This is a genomic window from Bacteroides sp. AR20 (assembly GCF_964250605.1).
In the GTDB taxonomy this organism is placed as follows: Bacteria; Bacteroidota; Bacteroidia; order Bacteroidales; family Bacteroidaceae; genus Bacteroides; species Bacteroides uniformis.
On the sequence record NZ_CAXUGK010000003.1, the window covers coordinates 17,302 to 38,409 of the forward strand.

Annotated in this window: 9 protein-coding genes; all 9 read left to right on the forward strand. The window is 49.1% G+C overall.

What is annotated here, in order from left to right; genetic code table 11:
- Window positions 1-20 precede the first annotated feature (20 nt).
- The 9 genes from ACESTD_RS02595 (at window position 21) to ACESTD_RS02635 (ending at window position 21,104) form a co-directional block, all read left to right on the forward strand.
- Complete coding sequence (locus tag ACESTD_RS02595; protein ID WP_005834638.1) at window positions 21-2,093, forward strand: glycoside hydrolase family 97 protein; 2,073 nt, start codon at window positions 21-23, stop codon at window positions 2,091-2,093.
- Window positions 2,090-5,815, forward strand: a complete 3,726-nt coding sequence (locus ACESTD_RS02600) for a glycoside hydrolase family 2 TIM barrel-domain containing protein (protein ID WP_373158666.1) — start codon at window positions 2,090-2,092, stop codon at window positions 5,813-5,815. The genes ACESTD_RS02595 and ACESTD_RS02600 overlap by 4 nt, the downstream gene beginning before the upstream one ends.
- A gap of 26 nt (window positions 5,816-5,841) precedes the next feature.
- Window positions 5,842-7,902 (forward strand): beta-galactosidase, encoded by a 2,061-nt coding sequence (locus ACESTD_RS02605; protein WP_005830295.1) that lies wholly within the window; start codon window positions 5,842-5,844, stop codon window positions 7,900-7,902.
- A gap of 22 nt (window positions 7,903-7,924) precedes the next feature.
- Window positions 7,925-11,032, forward strand: a complete 3,108-nt coding sequence (locus ACESTD_RS02610) for a glycoside hydrolase family 2 TIM barrel-domain containing protein (RefSeq protein WP_057256299.1) — start codon at window positions 7,925-7,927, stop codon at window positions 11,030-11,032.
- Window positions 11,033-11,089: 57 nt separating this feature from the next.
- A complete protein-coding gene (locus tag ACESTD_RS02615) occupies window positions 11,090-12,706 on the forward strand; it encodes an alpha-L-fucosidase (protein ID WP_009037731.1) in 1,617 nt (538 codons plus the stop codon).
- A 14-nt stretch (window positions 12,707-12,720) separates the two neighbouring features.
- Window positions 12,721-15,111: a TIM-barrel domain-containing protein gene (locus tag ACESTD_RS02620; RefSeq protein WP_009037730.1), complete on the forward strand. Its 2,391-nt coding sequence runs from the start codon at window positions 12,721-12,723 to the stop codon at window positions 15,109-15,111.
- Between the two features lie 49 nt (window positions 15,112-15,160).
- A complete protein-coding gene (locus tag ACESTD_RS02625) occupies window positions 15,161-18,001 on the forward strand; it encodes a family 43 glycosylhydrolase (protein WP_229031904.1) in 2,841 nt (946 codons plus the stop codon).
- The gene (locus ACESTD_RS02630; protein ID WP_005830309.1) at window positions 17,983-18,285 is read left to right on the forward strand and encodes a hypothetical protein; all 303 of its coding nucleotides are present in this window, start codon (window positions 17,983-17,985) and stop codon (window positions 18,283-18,285) included. Before ACESTD_RS02625 ends, ACESTD_RS02630 begins: the two co-directional genes overlap by 19 nt.
- Window positions 18,286-18,422: 137 nt before the next feature.
- Window positions 18,423-21,104, forward strand: a complete 2,682-nt coding sequence (locus tag ACESTD_RS02635) for a DNA gyrase/topoisomerase IV subunit A (protein ID WP_098031823.1) — start codon at window positions 18,423-18,425, stop codon at window positions 21,102-21,104.
- Window positions 21,105-21,108 lie beyond the last annotated feature (4 nt).

Here is a 21,108-nt window from a genome sequence, read left to right on the forward strand (position 1 = left end):
TAATCAATAATCAAATAAAAATGAACAGAATCAGCACTTGTTTCGCCAGCCTATTGCTTTCTTGTGCATTGACGGCACAAGCACAGCAATATCAACTGAATTCACCGGACGGAAAACTAATTGTCAACATCGAAGCCGGACAAGCCCTCAACTGGGCGATTGCCCACGACGGTACCACCGTTCTTTTGCCTTCAGACATTGCCATGCAATGCACTGAATCTGAGGGAAAGCCCATTGCTTTCACCTTCGGCAAAGATGTGAAGGTGACCAAAGCTACCCGCACTTCCGTCGACACTTCCTTCCCCACTCCTTTCTACAAAAAGGCGAGTGTGAAGGACACTTATAACCAACTCACGCTGAAATGCCGTAACGGCTATAGCATACAGTTCCGCGCCTACGACGACGGAGCCGCCTATCGTTTTGTTTCCGAACTGCGCAAACCTTTCTGCGTGAAGGACGAGATTGCCGAGTTCAACTTCGACCGCGATTACCACGCTTTCGTGCCCTATATTAACGACAATCGCGCCGGCGAGCGTTACTGCTACTCCTTCGAGTCCTACTACGATGAGGCCCCCCTCTCTCGCATGTACAAAGACTCGCTTGCCATTACTCCGCTGATGGTAGAACTGGAGAACGGAAAGAAAGCCGTCATTATGGAAGCCGGATTGTCCAACTATCCCGGCATGTTCCTCACTGCCAACCCACAGATGCCCCACGGAGTGAAGGCAGAATTCGCCCCCTATCCACTGGAAACAGTCATCGGAGGCTATGACCGCTTGAACCTCGTCCCTACCAAACGTGCCGACGTTATCAGCAAGCCCAACAATGCCCCCTACTTCTGCCCCAACGGGCGTCCCACAGGGAAACAGACCTATCCTTGGCGTGCCGTGCTTGTTGTTACCCACGACACACAACTCGCCAACAACGACATGATGCAACGCCTCGCACCCGAATGCCGCATCGCTGACACATCCTGGATTAAACCCGGAAAAGTGGCATGGGACTGGTGGAATACTTGTAACCTGACCGGCGTGGACTTCAAGGCAGGCATGAATACGCCCACCTATAAGAAATACATCGACTTTGCCGCCGAAAACCAGCTGGAGTATATCATCATCGACGAAGGTTGGAGCGGAAAGGAATCATTAATGGAAGACATCAGTCCCGAAATCAATCTCGAAGAACTGGTGGCATACGGCAACCAAAAGGGCATAGGCATCATCCTCTGGGCAAGCTGGCGCAATCTTACGGGAGGAGGCGACATCTCCCCTGCCGTGGAACAAGTTATCAGCCACTACGCACAAATGGGAATCAAAGGTTTCAAAATTGACTTCTTCGACCGCGACGACCAACTCGCCATCTCTTCTACCGAACAACTCGCAGCATGTGCCGCCAAGCATCACATGTTGCTTGACCTACACGGACTGAAACCCTTCGGCATCCAGCGCGCCTATCCCAACATCCTCAACTTTGAAGGTGTGAAAGGACTGGAAAACAGCAAGTGGGAGCCCATCGTGAACGGTGCACCCTTGCATGACTTCCCGCGCTACGACGTTACCGCCCCCTATCTGCGCCAACTCGCCGGTCCGATGGACTATACGCCGGGAGCTATGGTAAATGCCACCCGTTCCCTGTTCCGCTCCGTCAACGACCACCCCATGAGTCAAGGTACACGTGTACACCAGATGGCTATGTACACCGTCTTCGAAGCACCCTTGCAGATGCTTGCCGACAGTCCCAGCAAATACATGAAGGAACAGGAATGCACCGACTTCATCGCCAAGGTTCCCACTACCTTTGACGAAACCATTGCTCTTGATGGTAAAATAGCCGAATACATCACGATAGCACGCCGCAAAGGAAACACTTGGTTTGTAGGCAGCATGACCAACTGGACTCCGCGTAGCTGCACCATCGACCTCTCCTTCCTCAGCGAAGGCAACTACGAAGCCGAAATCTTTGCCGACGGCATCAATGCCGACCGTGAAGCTACCGACTATAAAAAAGAAGTACGCATCGTCACTGCCAAAGACAAACTCAATGTACAACTGGCACCCGGCGGTGGATGGACAGCACGAATTACAAAAAAATGAATCTGAGAAAACTGTTTCTGCCATTGTGTTCAGTAGCCTTGTGCCTGCAATCCTATGCACAAGACAAATCCTTCCTTAAGGATATGCTCTGGTATATAGACAACCCTTCTGTATTTGAAAAAGGACAAGAGGAAGGACACGCTTGGCATATGCCCGAAAAGAGCATGCTACTGAATGGGACATGGAAGTTTTTCTGGTGCGATACACCGGAAGGGATACCTGCACACTTTTTTAACCCCGAATTCCCGGATAAGCAATGGGGCGACATCAAAGTTCCCTCAAACTGGGAAATGCAAGGTTATGGTGACAAGCTGTTCAGAAATGTATCTGCTCCCTTCGGGGTGAATCCACCACATGCTCCCAAAGAGTATAACCCTACCGGACTATACCGGCGAACATTCAAGGTACCTGCAAGTTGGGCAGCAAAAGACCAGATATTTTTAAGGTTCGAGAAAGTGGCATCCGCTTCTTTTGTATGGGTCAACGGTCATGAAGTGGGCTACAATGAAGGAGCACAAGAACCTGCCGAATACAACATCACTCCTTATTTGAAGCCGGGCGAAAACACGCTGGCTGTCTGTGTACTAAAGTATTCGGACGGCTATTACCTGGAAGGACAAGATTATTGGCGACTGGCCGGAATCTTTGACGACGTATGGTTGTACGCCACACCTGCTGTCAGGATATTCGACTGGCAAGTAATCACAGAGTTTGATAATACGTATACCGATTCGCAGTTAAGTATTCAGGTAAAAATCAAGGACTACCAAAAGAAGCCAAATGAGAATTATGGATTGAAAGCTTACTTAAAGGATAAAAACGGCAAGATTATCTGTAACTTTTCCGCAGCTCCATTTGAAATGGACGCTGCGGAAAAGACAATACAGTTGCATACCTTGGTACAAGAACCCCGGAAATGGACAGCCGAGACACCCGAGCTTTATACGCTCGGTCTGGAATTATCCAATCCGGCCGGTCTGCAGAAAGACAAGATAGAAACGGTCATCGGATTCAAAAAGACGGAAATCAAAGACGGTGTTTTTTATCTTAACGGTATCCCACTGAAAGTCAATGCACAAAATTCGCACATGCAGCATCCCGAAGAGGGACATGTCATGGACGAAGCCACCATACGCAAGGATTTTGAATTGTTGAAACAGTTTAATTTCAATGCCGTACGTACCTCTCACTATCCTCCGGTGAATAAGTATTTGGAACTGGCCAATGAATACGGGCTTTATATCATAGACGAGGTGGGCGATGAAGCCCATGCCTCGGAATGGATTTCAAGTCTCCCGGAATACGAAGAGATGTATCGCGAGCGATGCCGCAGAATGGTGTTACGGGACAGAAACCATCCCTGCGTCTTGTTCTGGAGCGCAGGAAACGAAAGCGGTGAAGGTATCAACATTACCCACACCATTGAAGAAGGGAAATCGCTGGACCCCACCCGCTTCTGGATGTATGGCGGAAATGCATTCTCCCATCCGGCAGAAGATATTATCGGCCCCCGTTACCCTACTCCTATGGAACTGGAAATGCAGGTAGGCATAGGAGAGGATTCCCGACCATCGTTTATGGATGAATACTTATCGGTTGCAGGCAATGCCGGCGGTGCCCTGGACGATTATTGGGAAGCCATCTACCGACATCCCCGCCTGATAGGAGGGGCCATCTGGGATTTTGTAAGTCCGGGACTGACCGAACGGATAAGGCAAGTGGACGACCTTTCGCCCTTCCATACTCCCGCCCATCTGATGGGAAATGCCCGCTTGGTGAAGGAAGGAAAGAACACGGTGCTGGACTTGAACGGTCACGACCAATGGGTAGAGGTCTATCGTGCAGACAATGTGGAGTTGAACAGTAATGAACTGACACTCACTTGCAGAATCTACCCCCGGAAACTGGTAAGCAGTTGCGGCTCATTCATCACAAAAGGCAATTATCAGTTCGGGCTGCAACAACGCGGTAAAGACAAACTGGAATTTTATATCTATACTGATAAAAAGCATTCCGTATGCGCCTCCTTGCCTACTGACTGGGAATACAACTGGCATCAAGTGACGTGCGTCTACGACGGACAGAAAATGTCCATCTATATAGACGGAGCAGAAAAGGCCTCCACACAAGCATCGGGCAATATCCGGAACTTCCCCTACCCCGTCAACATCGGTCGGAATGCAGAAACACACGGCCAAGAGACTTCGGTCTACATCTGCGATGCTCAAATGGACGAAGTCGGCATTTTCGCCAAGGCACTGACTTCCTCTTTTCACCCGGAAGAAGCCGCTCTGTGGCTAGATTTTGAGCAAGAGACGGAAAATGGTACATTCTACAGTTACGGCATCGGTGCACGTACGTACGGCAGCATCTGGCCCGACCGTAGCGTACAGCCCGAAATGTGGCAAATGAAGAAAACCGGACAACCTCTTTCTTTTTCCATGTCGGATGTGACAGAGGGAGTCGTTGAGTTATGGAATCGCAATCATTATACAAATGCTTCCCGATATGCCATACGATGGGAATTGAAAGAAGATGACAAGGTTATTCAATCGGGCGACTTGGCACTCTCAACAGCGCCGCTTAGCCAAGAGCTGGTGCACATACCTTATAAGAAGCCAGCCCTGATTCCCGGCAAAGAATACCGCCTGATGCTTCATGCCGTCCTGAAAAAAGATGAATTGTGGGCAAAAGCCGGACATGAGGTGGCATGGGAAGAACTTGAACTGCCTTGGAGCCTGCCATGCTCTTCGGAAGAAAAGGCTCAAGGCGTACCTTCCTATTCACTTTCGGAGAAAGAATTGGTTGTCTCCGGAGATGGCTTCAAATATGTATTCAACCGTACCGACGGACAACTGACGTCGATGGTTGTTCAAGATATGGAACTGCTGGAATCACCGCTCCGGCTGAATCTTTGGCGTGCCCCGCTGGCCAATGAGCTGGACAACTGGAATGCCTCCAGCGCCCGCTCCTCCAACTGGAAAGAAGGTTACGGATACACGGTAGCCACAGAAATGTATTCTGCAGGGATTGACCGCCTGGCACATCAGCCCCTCTCTTTTTCGGTGTCCGAAACCACCGAAGGCGTACATATACACATCATTGATGCGGAATTGATGGGCAAAGGAGAAAAAGAGAAAAAAGACCTCTACATCGAAGGAGTACAGAACAACGGCATCATCAACCACTATGAGTATATTATCAATAGTGAAGGGACGATAGAGATACGCCATGTATTGAAGCCTGAAGGGAAAATGCCGCTTTGGTTTCCTCGCATAGGACTTACGCTGACCGTAAGCGATGCGCTCGACCAAGTGAAATGGTACGGCCGAGGACCGCAAGAGAACTATCCGGACCGGAAAACCGGCTATCCGATGGGGATATATGCCTCTACCGTACAAGCTATGTACGAGCCCTATCTAATGCCACAAGATTACGGATTGCGGACAGATGTACGCTGGCTGCAACTGACCACGGACAAAGGCATCGGCCTTCAATTCAAGATGAACGAATGGTTCAACTTCAACATTTATCCGTACAGCACAGACAATCTGACGAAAGCGATGTATACCTACCAATTGCAGAAGCAGAAAGGCATGACCCTGAATCTCGATTATGCCACTACCGGGGTCGGCTGTACGGCCCGCGGTGTATTCGGTGCTTACAAGGCGATGCCGCAGGAATATCGGAGAACCATCAGCATAAGACCTATGATGAAATAAAAATATTGTATCGGACTGGTAAGATTATGAAAAACAAAAATTACTTTATTCTATTAGTGTTGTTTTTAAGCGCTTTACAAATAAAAGCGCAGTATTCATTCGACAACGTGCTTTATGGTGCAGCCTACTATCATGAATATATGCCCTATGAGCGACTGGATGAAGATATCCGGCTGATGAAAAGAGCCGGCCTGACAGTAGTGCGCGTTGGAGAATCTGCCTGGGGAGTATTTGAGCCGCAAGAAGGAAATTTTGAATTTGAATGGATGGACCGCATTCTGGACAAGATGCATGCAGCAGGAATCAAAGTCATCTTGGGAACTCCCACCTATTCCATTCCTGCATGGCTGGCATACAAACACCCGGAAGTGCTGGCAGAACACGCCAAAGGAAACAAAGCCTATTATGGAATCAGACAGAACATGGATTTTACAAACCCGACCTACCAATTCTATTGCGAACGGATTATCCGCAAGATGCTGGAAAGATATGCACAGCATCCGGCAGTCATCGGGTATCAAGTGGACAACGAAACAGAAGCGCGCGGAGTAAACAACAGAGACTATTTCTTCGGATTCAGGAACTACATCAAACAGAAATTCAACAATGACCTGAATCTGCTTGCCAAGGAATGGGGAATGAACTACTGGGGAATGAACATCAACACCTGGGAAGAGTTCTATCCGCGCGATGGAGTGACAAGCCCCTCGTACAAGAATGAATGGGAACGCTATAACCGGAAGGAAGTGGCCGATTTTCTGAATTGGCAGTGCGACCTTGTAAATGAATACAAGCGTAAAGACCAATTTGTCACCCACTGCTTTATGCCCGACTTCCATAATATAGACCAAGTGGAAAGTTTCAGGCAGATGCAATATCCTGCCATCAATGTCTATCACGATGTACAGGATAAACAAGACGGCCAGCGCATCGCTTATGCCGGTGACTTCGTGCGCACCGTGGCCGACAACAATTACATCGTCATGGAAACCAACGCACAAGGCATCGGCTGGGATGCCCGCACCCAGTTTCCTCCCTACGACAACCAGTTGCGGCAGAATGTGTACGCACATTATGCTTCCGGAGCCAATATGGTGGAATACTGGCACTGGTCTACCCTGCACTACGGGCAGGAGACATACTGGCGAGGCGTGCTGGGCCATGACCTCCAGCCCAACCGCATATACAAGGAATTCACCACCACCGCCAAAGAGTTGGAAAGAATAGGCAGCCACATCGTGAACTTGAAAAAGAAAAACCGGGTAGCTATCCTCTACAGTCATGATTCTTATCATGCTCTCGGCTTCATGCCCTACACTTACAAGAGCAATTATCCCATTGATATGGTGCATAAAGCCCTCTATTTCCAAAACATAGAAACGGACATCATCCCTTGTGACAAGACAACCGATTTCAGCGGATATGACATGCTTGTCATTCCCCCTTTGTATGTGGCTACCGACCAATTGCTATTAGCCATTGATGAATTCGTACAGTCCGGCGGACACGTGGTAATGATGCACAAAAGCGGTTACTGCAATGAGCACTCCGCAGTTCGGGCCACCTTGGCTCCCGGGCCGCTACGCAAAGCCTGCGGCTTCCATTACCAGGAATTCTCCACTATCGGTGACTTATCATTAAAGGATAACCCCTTTCAATTAGAGGGAAAGAACCAGATAAGCGACTGGTATGAATTCCTGATTCCCGAGACAGCCACCCCGTTGGCTTATGCAGAGCATCCGTTCTTCGGCAAATGGCCCGTTGTCACCGAAAACAAGTATGGCAAAGGCAAACTGACCTACATAGGAGCCTACCCTTCGCAGGAATTGCTGAATGCCATCGTGCGAAAGGCAGCCATCCATGCCGGTATCATCTCTTCAGAGAGCGACGTGTTCCCCATCATACAGCGTTCGGGAATAAACAAAGCCGGAAAAGCCATCCGTTACTTCTTCAATTACAGCAGCGAGAGTAAAGAAATCACTCATAACTATCCGACATCCAAAGAGCTGATTTCCGGCAAGACTGTAAAAGAAGGAGACCATGTAACATTGCCCCCCTGGGGAGTTCTCATCATGGAAGTTTATTGACCATCAGAAAACATGAGAAAAAATGAGAAAAAAGATATTTGCCTTTCTATTGCTAAGTGCCCTATATGCCGGCGCCCAAGAAGCTCCGGACTGGGAGAATCCTATTGTAGTCGGCATCAACAAAGAGCCGTATCATGCCACACTGACATTGCCTTCGCAAAAAGTCGATTGCAAAGAAATCATATCCCTGAACGGCAAGTGGCGATTCCAATGGTCTGCCGACCCGGGAAAGCGCCCGGCCGACTTCTACAAGAATGATTTCAATACCGACACATGGGATACCATCACAGTGCCGGGAGCATGGCAATTGCAAGGTTATGGGAAACCTATCTATTCCAACGTAAACTATCCCTTCCAGAAGGATGCACCCAGAGTGACAAGCGAGCCTCCCGCCGAATATTACAGTTACGGGCACAGAAATCCCACAGGCTCTTATGTCACCACGTTCGAAGTGACGCCCGATATGAAAGACAAGTGCCTATACCTTCACTTTGAAGGAGTAAAATCGGCCATGTATGTCTGGGTAAACGGAGAGCGGGTAGGCTACAGCCAGAATTCGATGTCGCCTGCCGAGTTTGACATAACCGAATTTGTGAAGAACGGAGCCAATCGTCTGGCAGTGGAAGTGTATCGGTGGTCGGACGGCAGTTATCTGGAAGACCAGGACATGTGGCGGCTTAGTGGAATACTCAGGCCGGTAGAGCTATGGGTACGTCCCCGGACAAATATCCGGGACTATAGGTTCAGCAGCGACTTGTCGGACGACATGCGTTCAGCTACATTCGGAACCGAAATTTGGATAAGAAACCAGACCGACCGCAAAGTAAAAGACCTGACCGTAGAAATAAACCTGGTGGGGAAAGACAACAGAGGAAATAAACTCGACAAAAAAATGGTGGCTCCCGTAGGTACTATTCAGGCCTTTTCTGAAACGAGCGTCACACTGTCCGAAATGCTCCGGGAGCCTCAACTATGGTCTGCCGAAAAACCGCATCTATATGACATCCACATCAAGCTTCGCAGGAAGAATGAACTTTTGGAATCGTTCGAATACCATTGGGGCATACGGAAAATAGAAATCGCGGGAGACGTCTTCAAAGTCAACGGGAAAGCCGTCAAGCTGAAAGGAGTGAACCGTCACGACTTCCATCCCCGTATGGGATTCTTTGTCGACAGCCGGACGATGGAGAGAGATATCCGGCTGATTAAACAAGCCAACATCAACATGATACGCACGTCCCACTATCCACATCTGCCATTGCTGTACGAGCTATGTGACAAGTATGGAATCTACGTAATGGACGAAGCGAACCACGAAAGTCATGCCTACGGTTTGGGGAACAAAGTATTAGGAGACAACCCTCAATGGACACTGGCCCATGTGGACCGGGCAGTAGCCGTGGTGGAAAGGGACAAGAACCATCCGTGCATCCTATTCTGGTCATTGGGCAACGAGGGTGGAAGCGGTGCCAATTTGCGAGCTATGGCAGACACAATCCGTGCCTTAGACCCCACCAGACCGATATACGACGATACAGACCGCACCGTATCCGATGTCTATGACGAAGCTTATCTGCATCCCGACGCTTTGAAGGAACTTGGCGAGAAAATAACCGACCGCCCCGTATTCATGAGAGAGTATGCCTACGCCATGGGAAATTCCATCGGCAACCTCAAGGAGTATTGGGATGTGATTGAAAAGGACGAAAGTATTATCGGAGCTGCCATTTGGTGCTGGGTAGACCAAGGCATTCCTAAAAAGCTTAACGGTGCACCGTTAAGTTTCGGCGAGAGCCCCTCGTCACTCCCATTACTGCCCGATGAATTCTGGGCGTATGGAGGAGATTTCGGGGACTATCCCAACGACGGTCCCACCGGCATTAACGGGCTGGTATCTCCCGACCGGGTGCCTCACCCCCATTACTATGAAGTACAAAAAGTATATCAATACATCAAGTTTGAAAAGAAGGGAACACAGCAAATCAAATTGACCAACGGGTATGCGTTTTCCGATTTGGATGAATTCGATTACAGCTATGAGTGGATATGCAACGGAAAGGCTGTACGCAACGGCGACCTCCACTTGTCCGAAGGGAATCTGCTGGAGGTACCTTCAAGACCGGATAAGTGTGGGGAACTTTGCCTCAATGTATATGCCACGTTGAAGGAATCCACGACGTGGGCAGAGAAGGGCTTCAAAGTTGCCAAGGAACAACTTACGTATCATGACTATGAATTCCCACAATTGAAGGATGACGGCGGGAAGGCCACGTTTAAGGAGACACCCGAAGCGGTGGAAATTATAGCCGCCGATGCCTTGTTCACCATAGAAAAAGGTACCGGTGCTTTGGTGAGTTGGCGAGTCAAGGGAGAAGAGTTGTTGCACAGTGCCTTGGAACCCTATTTTTGGAAACCGGCAAATGACATTCAGGTCCGCAACGGCTACAATGAACGTTTGAGCGCTTGGAAAAATGCAGAGCAAAAACGTATCGTAAAGGCATACCAAGCAACCGTAAACGATGGTATGGTGATAGTGGATGCCAGTCTCTCCCTCCCCCGGATAGGAGCCGGTTACCATCTCCGCTACACTGTGGACGGCAAAGGCCGCATACAAGTAGAAGCAACCTATCAGCCTGAAAAGGAAGATATTCCGCTGATGCCCAAATTCGGTATGCGCATGAGAATGCCCTCGGCGCTGAACCGGATAGCCTGGTACGGACGCGGCAAGTTCGAGAACTATCCCGACCGCAAGAGCGCCGCTTTCCTGGGAGTCTACGAGTGTGGCATACACGAATTTATCACGAACTACATCGTACCGCAAGACAATGCCAACCGGTGCGATACACGCTGGTTCATGCTGGGAGACAGTGAGCGATGGAAAATACAAGTCAAAGGCTTGCAACCCCTATGTTTCCGTATATGGCCCTACGGGGAAGAAGACCTGGAAGGGAAAGAGCATGCGCACGAACTGCCCGAACGCGACTTCATCAACCTGAATATCGACTCCAACATACACGGAGTAGGTGGAAACGACGGATGGGGCGCACAGACCATGAAGCCATACACCATTGACGGCAATCGCTCCTACCGGTATGGGTTTATCATGGAGTATATGGACAAAACAGAATAATCCATTCATCAATGCATTCAAAAAGGGAATAAACATTTTGTAAACAACAATAAAGGTATGAAAAGAAACATCTTTAAAACAATTCTCCTATCCGCCTGCATCCTGCAAGGGGGCAGTGCATTGGCACAACAAGAGAAAGCAGAACCGGGCAAGTTCTCACCTACCTGGGAGTCATTGTCCCAATACGAAGTGCCCGAATGGTTCCGCAACGCCAAATTCGGCATATGGGCACACTGGGGTCCGCAATGCCAACCCGAAGCCGGCGACTGGTACGGTCGTGGCATGTACGAAGAGGGCGGTGCTGCCTACAAGTGGCACTTGGAGCATTACGGACATCCTTCGGAATTCGGCTTCAAGGATGTAATCAACGAATGGAAAGCCGAAAAATGGAATCCGGAGAGGCTGGTAGCCCTTTTCAAGAAAACCGGTGCCCGATATTTCTTTGCTATGGGCAACCATCACGACAACATGGACTTGTGGGACAGTAAATACCAATCATGGAACTCCGTCAACATGGGCCCCAAGCGAAACGTACTGGGCGAATGGGAGAAAGCGGCCCGCAAAAACAAACTTCCCTTCGGTGTCAGCATCCACTCCTCCCATGCTTGGACATGGTATGAAACTGCACAAGGAGCCGACAAGAAAGGCCCATACGCAGGAATCTCCTACGATGCCCGCGTAGTGACTAAGGAAGACGGCAAGGGAAAATGGTGGGAAGGCTACGACCCGCAAGAGCTATACGTACAGAATCATGCCCTGAGCGGACATGCTTGGGCTGCATGGGACTGGCCCGAAGGAACCTCTGTCCCCCCACAGAGCTACTACGACAACTTCTTCGACCGCACAGTGGACATGATAAACAAATATCATCCCGACCTGGTCTATTTCGACGACAGCGTACTCCCCTTCTGGCCCATCAACGATACGGGGCTGAAAGTCGTGTCGCACTACTATAACCAAAACATGAAGCTTCACAAGGGCAATCTCAATGCCGTAGTCTTCGGAAAGAAGCTGGAAGCTAAACATAAAGAGGCCATCGTATGGGATGTAGAAAAAGGGGTTCCATCGGAATGCCAGGACAAGGCGTGGCAAACCTGTAGTTGCCTCGGTACTTGGCACTATAACCGCTCTGCTTACGAAGACAACTGGTATAAATCAGCCGAGACCGTCATCCACATGCTCATTGACATCGTCAGTAAAAATGGCAACCTATTACTAAGCGTACCAATGAAAGGAAACGGCACCATCGACGACAAGGAAGAAAAAATTCTGGAAGACATAGCCGCCTGGATGGAGGTGAACGGAGAAGGAATATTCGACACACGTCCCTGGTGTATTTATGGTGAAGGTCCCTCCACAGAAACAGCAATACCTTTGGACGGAGCAGGATTCAACGAAGGCAAGAACGCACCCTACACTTCTGCCGACATCCGGTTTGTGAAAAAAGGGAAATACTTGTATGCCCATATCATGAAATGGCCCTCAGACGGAAAAATACAGATAAAATCACTGGCTACCGGCAGTCCCTACTGCAAAGGAGAAATCGAAAAGGTAGAATTATTAGGAGGTGGAAAGGCAAAGTTCAGAAGAACTTCCAAAGGCTTGCTTATTGACCTTCCCAAAGACAAGACACCCAATCCTATTTCTTTGGTACTGAAAATCACTAACCGTTAAACTGCTGATATTGTATGAAAAAGGGATTTTTTTTAAGACTATTTGTCCTGCTGATGCTGACATTTTTCATAGCAGAACAAGGCAGAGCACAAACCTACCAACGCACCTCACAAGGCATAAAAAGCACTGTGCAAGGTATAAATATAGATATTAGCTTCTTCTCTCCTGTCACAGTGAGAATCTTAAAATCGCCTGACGGCTGGAAGTATACCAAAGAAAGTTTGTCGGTCATCGGGCAACCGGAAAAAGTAAAACTATCCGTCTCTTCGAAAGGGGGCATATTGACTATCAAAAGCCATCAGCTTACAGTCCATCTCAACGAAGAGACCGGACAAATAACTTTTGCCTCTTCCGATGGAAAATCGCTGTTGCAGGAACAAAATAAAGGCGCACGTTTTGATGATTTCAACGATGCTGGCACAAAAACCTTCAGCGTTTATCAATCGTTCACCTTAGAGAAAGACGAAGCTATTTATGGATTGGGACAATTGCAAAACGGCAAAATGTCGCAACGTAACCAGACCAAACGCCTTATCCAAGACAATCTTGAGGATGTGATTCCCTTCTTCCAGTCCGTCAAAGGCTACGGTCTCTTTTGGGACAACTATTCGCCAACCATCTTCAAAGACAATCAAGAAGAGACATCCTTCCTTTCTGAAGTCGGCGACTGCATTGACTACTATTTCATGTACGGCGAAAATGCCGATGGAGTAGTTGCCCAGATGCGCTACCTCACAGGACAAGTGCCCATGTTTCCATTATGGACATATGGATTCTGGCAAAGCCGTGAACGCTACAAAAGCCAAAAAGAGATTGTTGGCGTAGTGCAAAAATACCGCGAACTGGGTGTGCCCCTCGATGGAATTATCCAGGATTGGAGATACTGGGGAAGCAACTACCTGTGGAACGCAATGGATTTTTTGAACGAAGAATTCTCCGACCCCAAAAAAATGATGGAAGACATACACGGAATGAATGCCCACATTATCATCTCCATTTGGTCAGCTTTCGGACCACATACCAAACCCTATCACGAGTTGGATAAAGGGAACATGCTCTTCAACTTCCGCACATGGCCCGAATCCGGTTCCGAGAAGTGGCCTCCCAATATGGACTATCCATCCGGTGCCCGCGTGTACGATGCCTACCATCCGCAAGCACGCGACATCTATTGGAAGTACCTGAACGAGAACCTACGTTCTGTGGGTATAGACGGCTGGTGGATGGACTCTACCGAACCCGACCATTTTCACCCCATTCCTGAAGATTTTGACACGCCCACCTATTTGGGGTCATTCCGTAAAGTACGCAATGCCTACCCTTTAATGAGTGTAGGTGGAGTGTACGACCACCAGCGTGCCGTAACTTCGGATAAACGCGTATTTATCCTTACCCGCTCAGCCTTTGCCGGCCAGCAACGTTATGGTGCCAATACATGGACAGGAGATATCACAGCATCATGGGAAGTTTTGGAGAAGCAAATACCTGCGGGATTAAACTTCTCACTATGCGGCATTCCCCATTGGAACAGCGATATCGGCGGATTCTTCCTATGGCAATATCCCTTGATGCTGGATGACCCGGATTATCGCGAGCTTTATGCCCGTTGGATACAGTTCGGTACATTCTGTCCCATGATGCGATCACATGGGGAAGGTGCTCCCAGAGAAATCTATCAATTCGGCAAAAAAGGCGAGCCAATATACGATGCGATTGAGAAATACATTCGGTTACGCTACAGTTTGTTACCATACATCTACACAACTGCCTGGGAGGTAACTGCCAATCAGTCCAGCTTCATGCGTGCCTTGGCAATGGATTTTGCCCACGATCGCAACGTGTGGAACATCCACAATCAGTATATGTTTGGCAAATCCCTATTGGTATGCCCTGTAACCCAACCCATGTATACCCAAACAGTTTCGGACACCATCCGTGTAGAAGATTTCAGTACCGTTAAGTCTATGCGAATATATCTGCCTAAAAATACGGAATGGTATGATTTTTGGACCAATCAGAAACACTCCGGCGGACAATATATCGTGAAAGATACCCCTATTGACATTTTACCACTTTATGTGAAAGCAGGTTCCATCCTGCCAATAGGTCCCGAAGTGCAGTATAGCACCGAAAAATCATGGGACAACTTGGAGATAAAAGTGTATCCCGGTTGTAACGGCGAATTCACACTTTACGAAGACGAGAATGACAACTACAATTATGAAAAAGGAATGTACAGCACCATTACGATGAAATGGAATGACCGTACTCGCATGCTCACTATTGAAAATCGGAAAGGAGAGTTTTCCGGTATGTTGAAAGAACGGAAATTCAACATAGTAACTGCTGATGGCGCAAAAAAGGCAGTGGCTTATAATGGGAAAAAAGTAACGGTTAAAATGTAATGGTTTCTAAAAACAGCTATTAATTTGCATTATGGAAATAAATACTCGTATGAAAAAATATCATCATTATCTTACCCTTTTAAGTTTATTTATGCTGCTCGGCATCCTGAAATTGCAAGCAGCGATACAACTCCCTGCCATATTTTCCAACCATATGGTGCTACAACGTAACTCAGAACTTACTTTCTGGGGATGGGGTATTCCGGGAGAAACAATTTCCATCGCCCCCGAATGGATGAAAGGAGAAATAATCAAAACCCAAGTCAATAATACGGGGAAATGGTCAGCCCGTGTACCTTCCGGCGAAGCCGGCGGACCTTATGAGATTCGTTTCAGCGGCTCGTCAGAAGTAACCTTGACCGATGTCATGCTAGGCGAAGTTTGGCTGTGCAGCGGACAATCCAATATGGAATGGAGCGCCAACCACGGCATAAAGAACGGAGACGAGGAAACGGCAAATGCCCATTGTCCCAATCTCCGAATTTTTCACGTGGCCAGAATAGCCGCCCCGTTCCCTCAAGAAAACTGTTTCTCGCAATGGACACAGTGCACGCCCGAAACGATGCGCAGCACGAGTGCCCTGGCCTACTTCTTCGGCCGCAACATCCAGGAAGAGCTGGACGTGCCGGTAGGAATCATCGTAGCCGCATGGGGCGGAACCACCGCCGAGACATGGACGCCCCGCGAATGCGTAATGAGCGACCCGGTCTTGTGCGACTATCCGTATGAATCCAATCCTTGGTTTCCGGCTGAAACAGGCACGTTGTACAACAGCATGATTTATCCCGTGATGCCCTACGGCATTGCCGGATGCATCTGGTATCAGGGAGAAGCCAACCAAGGCCGTGCCAGCTCCTACGCCCGGGTGATGCAGCGGCTGATAGGCTCGTGGCGTACCGGATTTAACAAGGAATTCCCATTCTATCTGGTCCAGATAGCCCCCTTCCAATACCACTCCAAAGACAACGGACCGGCACTGCTACGCGAGCAGCAGGCCATGTTGCCCGAAATGCTGGACAAGGTCAAGATGATTACCGTGTCAGATTTGGTGGACAATGTGCAGGACATCCATCCACGTGACAAAAGAAGCGTAGGCAAACGTCTCGCCAATCTTGCACTGGACGATACATACCATATATATGCAGGCCCCTATAAAAGCCCGGTCTTTGAAAGCGCCTGCCGCAAAGGCAACCATGTGACAATCTCTTTCAAAGACATAAAGAACGGACTGGCCGTACACGGGAAAAGGATAGAGGGGCTGATGATGGCCGCAGCCGGCCAGGAATGGCAAGAGGCCCGGGCCAGGATAGACGGGGGAAAGCTGATTGTCCCGGTAAAAGGAATCGAAAGCCCGGTTTCCATTCGCTACTGCTTCAGTGACGCTGCTCAAGGCAACCTTTTTTCAACGGAAGGCATCCCCTTAGCCCCCTTCCGGGCAGACAGCATTGCCTCTTCTGAAAACATTCCGGTTTCTACAGACAGCGCTTTGGAAGAATCTTTTGAATTCTCGCCCAAGTTCTCTACCGGCAATGCCAATCCCCTTCTCGACTTCCAATACATGGCCGACCCCACAGCAGTGGTGCACGACGGCCGCATTTATGTGTACGGCACTAACGACCACCAGCAATATGATGTAGTGGGCCGTAACGGGAAAAACACCTATCAGCACATCCATTCGCTGACGATGGTCTCTTCTGACGACATGGTGAACTGGACTTATCACGGAGTAATCAATGTAAAGGCTCTGGCTCCCTGGGGAATGGCTTCGTGGGCACCTTCCATCGCTTCGCGCAAGGAGGCCGACGGCAAAACACACTTCTATCTGTACTACTCCAACAGCGGTTCCGGTGTAGGTATGCTGACTGCCACTTCCCCCGTGGGGCCCTGGACAGACCCATTGGGCAAATGTGTGGTAGACGGTAATACTCCAGGACTCGGCAAGTGTAAAGCTCCCTTCGATCCGGGAGTAGTCATCGACGACAAGGGCATCGGCTGGCTCTCCTTTGGCGGGGGCGACAGCGACGACTACATTCCCGGAGACGCACGCATCGTGCGGCTGGCAAATGACATGAAGACGCTGGACAGCGAAATAGTTGAAATAAAAGCGCCATACCACTTTGAAGCAAACGAACTGAACTATCTGAACGGCACTTGGATTTACACCTACAACACCAACTGGAAGAACCGGGATGCATGGCCCCACAAGGATATAGACAAGCCGAGCCGGTGCTGCATGAGCTACATGACGAGTCGCACGCCACTTGAGACAGACAGCTGGACCTATCGGGACAACTACTTCAAAAATCCCGGCGACTATGGCATGTCCGACAGCAACAACCATACACATCTGGTAAAATTTCAAGGGAAGTACTATCTCTTCTACCACTCACTGGGCTTGCAGGACAGCCGCGACCTCAAAGTGGGTGTCCGCAGTATCTGCGTGGAAGAAATAGAGGTGGACGAAAAGGACCTCACTATCCACATGGGCACAGCCACAGCCAAGGGCGTTTCACAAATCAAGCCTCTCGACCCGTTTGCGCAGCAACAGGCCGAGACCACAGCCGCCACACGCGGCGTTGCCTTTGAACCTACCGGACAGACAGGCAACATGTCTGCCGTAGGAAACAAGAGCGGACAGGCCATCTGTGTCCGCGGTGCAGAATTCCCGCAATCACCTCAAGCCATACAGATGAAGATAAAAGGGAAAGGCTCCATCGAAATACACATGGACAGTCCAGACGGTCCGCTCCTATCCACCTTGACCTTTGATACCGATACGTGGCAAACATTGACAAAGCCGTTGGACAAACGGATAAAAGGCAAACACGACATTTACTTCGTATTCGGGAACGGAAAGTTCTTATTTGACGAATGGAAATTCACAAAATAATGAATCCGTCGGCAGAATCTGCCCAGTATCTCTTCACCCTTGTGATGATATCGCTGCACAATTCGAGCCAACACACAACAAGCCAGCAAGTTACTTTGCCAGCGTTTTGCCACCATATTGGCAAAGTTTTGCCATGCCTTTGGCAAAGCTTTGCCAATGTGGTGGCAAAACCTTGCCAACTTGTCGGCAAGAAAGACAAAAGCAACATCGCTGTCCGCAAAGAGGCGGAAGCACGTCCTCAATATAATTCCGCTAACGGGAAAGAGACAGATTGGTTCCATTAACGGGCAGAAGTTTTAAAAAATGGGAAGGATTTGGCACAATAGTTCCGCGCAAATTCTCATTTATCGAACAAAAATTGTATTTTTGCCTGCGACTGAAAAATCAGTAATATCATAGAATAGACAATTCCCGAACAAATATGAGCGAAGATTTTGAAGCACCGAAAGATGATTTGGACAAGGAACTCCCGGCCGGGAGCGAAGAACACTCGGATTACAAACCTGCGGACGCAAAGGATGCCAATATAAAGCACCAACTGAGCGGCATGTACCAGAATTGGTTTCTGGACTACGCCTCATACGTTATATTGGAACGTGCCGTACCCCATATCATGGATGGTCTGAAACCCGTACAGCGGCGTATCCTCCACTCCATGCGCCGCATGGAAGACGGGCGCTACAACAAGGTGGCGAACATCGTAGGACATACCATGCAGTTCCATCCGCACGGTGATGCTTCTATCGGCGATGCTCTGGTACAACTGGGACAAAAGGACTTGCTCGTGGATTGCCAGGGAAACTGGGGTAACATTCTGACGGGTGACAGCGCCGCTGCCCCCCGTTATATCGAAGCACGTCTCTCCAAGTTCGCACTGGACGTGGTATTCAACCCCAAGACCACCGAATGGAAACTCTCTTATGACGGGCGAAACAAAGAACCGGTTACACTACCGGTAAAATTCCCACTGCTGCTTGCACAAGGTGTGGAAGGTATTGCCGTAGGCCTGTCATCCAAAATATTACCACATAACTTCAATGAGCTGTGCGATGCTTCCATCAGCTATCTGCACAACGAAGAATTCAAGCTGTACCCCGACTTCCAGACGGGAGGCAGTATCGATGTATCCAAATACAACGACGGTGAACGTGGCGGTGCGATACGCGTGCGCTCCAAAATAGAAAAGATGGACAACAAGACACTTGCCATTAAGGAAATTCCTTACGGGAAAACGGTGGCCAGTGTATGCGACTCCATCGTAAAGGCCAGCGAAAAAGGAAAAATCAAGATACGTAAGGTAGAGGACCTAACATCCGGCAGTGTGGAAATATTAGTGCATCTAGCCCCGGGTGTATCATCCGACAAGACCATCGATGCCCTCTATGCCTTCACCGACTGTGAAGTGAGCATCTCTCCCAACTGCTGTGTCATCGACGACCAAAAGCCCCACTTCCTCACCGTGAGTGATGTATTGCGCAAATCAGTCGACAACACATTGGCACTGCTACGCCAGGAACTGGAAATCCGTAAGGGAGAGATACTGGAAAGCCTGCATTTCGCTTCACTCGAAAAGATATTCATTGAAGAACGTATTTACAAGGATAAGGAGTTTGAACAAGCCAAAAACATGGATGCCGCCTGCGAACATATCGATGAGCGCCTGACTCCCTACTACCCGACTTTTATCCGCGAAGTGACCAAGGAAGACATCCTCCGGCTGATGGAGATAAAGATGGCACGTATCCTCAAATTCAACTCCGACAAGGCAGAGGAACTGATAGCACGCATGCGAAAGGACATAGAGGAGATAGACTGCCATCTGGCAAACATCGTGGAATATACCGTCGACTGGTTCCGTATGTTGAAGGACAAGTACGGCAAAGCCTTCCCCCGCCGCACGGAACTGCGTAACTTCGACACCATCGAAGCAACCAAAGTCATCGAAGCCAACGAAAAGCTGTACATCAACCGCGAAGAGGGTTTCATCGGAACTGGATTGAAGAAAGACGAATTCATAGGCAACTGCTCGCCCATAGATGACGTGATTATCTTCTTCCGCGATGGAAAATATATCATCACACCGGTGGCCGACAAGAAGTTCGTGGGCAAGAATATACTTTATGCCAACATTTTTAAGAAGAACGACAAACGTACCATCTACAATGTCTGCTACCGTGACGGCAAGGAGGGGACAAGCTATATCAAGCGTTTTGCCATCACTTCCGTGGTGCGTGACCGCGAATACGATGTGACGCAAGGTACTCCCGACTCCCGTATCACCTACTTCACCGCCAATCCCAATGGAGAAGCTGAAATCATCAAGGTAACCCTGAAACCCAATCCCCGTGTACGCCGTATTATCTTCGAGGAGGATTTCAGCAACATCAATATCAAGGGACGGCAGGCCATGGGAAATATACTCACGAAACTCCCCGTACACAAGATAGCCTTGAAACAACGTGGAGGCTCCACGCTGGGTGGACGGAAAGTCTGGTTCGACCGTGATGTGCTACGTCTCAACTACGACGGGCGCGGAGAATATCTCGGAGAATTCCAGAGCGAAGACACCATCCTTGTCGTACAGAACAGCGGAGAGTTCTATGCCACCAACTTCGACTTGAACAATCACTATGACGATGGCATACGCGTATTGGAGAAATACGATCCGAACAAAGTATGGACCGCCGTACTCTACGATGCCGACCAGCAGAACTATCCTTACATCAAGCGTTTCTGCTTCGAGGCAACCGCCCGCAAGCAAAACTACTTGGGAGAAAACAAGAACAGCAGCCTCATTCTGCTGACAGACGAGTGCTACCCGCGTTTAGAGGTGGTGTTTGGCGGCCACGACAATTTCCGAGAGCCGATGGTGGTGGAAGCCGACGAATTCATCGCCGTGAAAGGCTTCAAAGCAAAAGGTAAGCGCCTGACCACCTATACTATAGAAACCATCAACGAATTAGAGCCTACCCGCCAACCTGAACCCTCGCAGAAAACCGAAGAGCAGGAAACGGATGAAGAACCGGAAATTCTGGACCCCGACCACGGTAAAAGCGAAGGGGACATACTGGACGAGATGACAGGACAGATGAAACTCTTTTGATGAA